Source organism: Kluyvera georgiana ATCC 51603, assembly GCF_001654985.1.
Classification (GTDB): Bacteria; Pseudomonadota; Gammaproteobacteria; order Enterobacterales; family Enterobacteriaceae; genus Kluyvera; species Kluyvera georgiana.
Map to the genome: position 1 here is coordinate 1 of NZ_LXEU01000117.1, position 1,533 is coordinate 1,533.

Genomic DNA, 1,533 nt, shown 5'->3' on the forward strand with positions numbered 1-1,533 from the left:
CGACACGTTATGTTGAAAAGGCCGCTGCGAAAATCTCTCTCGCAGCGGCCTCTTTAGCATAACGTCATTGTGCGAACCACTATTTAAATAGCGACCTGATTTTCTCATTGTAATTAGCTTGAAAAAACATCTCTACCTCTTTATTAACCAATCCTTCAGATGCCTTGATGTCTATCTCAGCATTCATATCATCTAAAGTAAGATAGCTTTTATCATCTCTGCTTAATATTAAATAGCTCATGCTATTGGGTTTGACAATAACCTCTGTCGAATCAAAAAATGTCTTTCCACCGATGACCGTGCTGTTCGCATGGTACTTTTCATATATTTCTTGTTTGGCCTTCTCTTGGGTTTATTCATCGGCAAAATCACTTATATTTGATATCTCCCCCCAAAAAGCATGGATTGAATCCACTCTATAATTGGCTTTAAATATCATTGGAGAGTTTAGCTTATTTACAAGCCTAAATTTATATTGGATTTTACCGTTAAGTTTCCTAGCATCAACCAATTCTATTGGATACTCTTTTTTGGCAATGTCGTAGTTTTTTATTATTATGTCGTTTCCAAATGGGGAAATCAGAAAACCGTTGTTTTTGTAATCACTGTAAAACAAAGAGTTATGGATATATCCTATTGTTTTTTCAGGAGAATCCCCGCTGCTTATCATGTAGCTTAATGCGCCTAGTACCGTTGTGAATAGAGCAACGGTGAACGTTAAGACCCCAGCACTGGGAGGGACTACATCTTGTGTTAGATATACTTTCCCGTTTGTATCTTCTGATTTTATCCGCGGCTTTATTTTTTTCTCTAATTTCCTTGCACCTTCAACCAATATCACCATTGATATTTTCTCAGAGGGGAGGACTCTATCTATATGTATTTCACCATTCTCATTTTTATAATCATAAGTAGATGATAAAACACTACAACTTAATCCATTTGGCATTTTTATAATTACGTTTTTTTCTTTATCCTTCCCATTGTTATATATGCTAGAGTTTATTGTAAACGCATTGTCGGCAATTGAAGTATTTTCAATAGAATTCCAGCATGACAAATAAAGCTGTCTCTTTCTGAACAAAGACAACAATTTGTTTAAAATGAGAGCGACAAAAAATGAAATTATAACCTTCAATGTGTTCGACAAAATATCTTGCATTTTATTTCTCATTTTTATTTCTTTAGCAAATTATTCTGATTTTTTATTTCGGCTCAAAGTTAGCTCTGAGCCGATTTATATACATTACTTGTTTTTTATTTCGCACATGTTTATATAGTGATCTTCTGCTGCATCAACAATTTTAGCCAGACTTTGCCTTTCCGGGCCATCACGACCATCCAGCCCCTCACCCTCAGGGCGATTAAACTTAACAAAATCATAAACTTTTTTGACAAGAGTTCTTGCCAGTTCAGCTCGCGCAACTGGATTATCATTGGCTTGTTCATTCAGCCACTTCTCAATTTCGTTATGCATTTCTGATCCTTTCGAAAGGTAGTGGGGTATTACTGCTGTGTTTTGTCGATTTTGTG

2 protein-coding genes are annotated in these 1,533 nt (G+C 35.6%); both read right to left on the reverse strand.

From position 1 onward, the window contains the following. Nucleotides 1–352: 352 nt before the first annotated feature. Entirely contained in the window at nt 353–1,162 is an 810-nt protein-coding gene (locus M989_RS23905) for a hypothetical protein (RefSeq protein ID WP_157093600.1), read from the reverse strand. 84 nt (nt 1,163–1,246) lie between these two features. Continuing rightward, nucleotides 1,247–1,533, reverse strand: a 287-nt coding sequence (locus M989_RS25115; protein ID WP_245191294.1) for a hypothetical protein, incomplete at its 5' end; no start/stop codon positions are given.

Coding starts and splice junctions, on each gene's coding strand:
- M989_RS23905 (WP_157093600.1), bottom strand. CDS start 1,162: ATGCAAGATATTTTGTCGAACACATTGAAGGTTATAATTTCATTTTTT.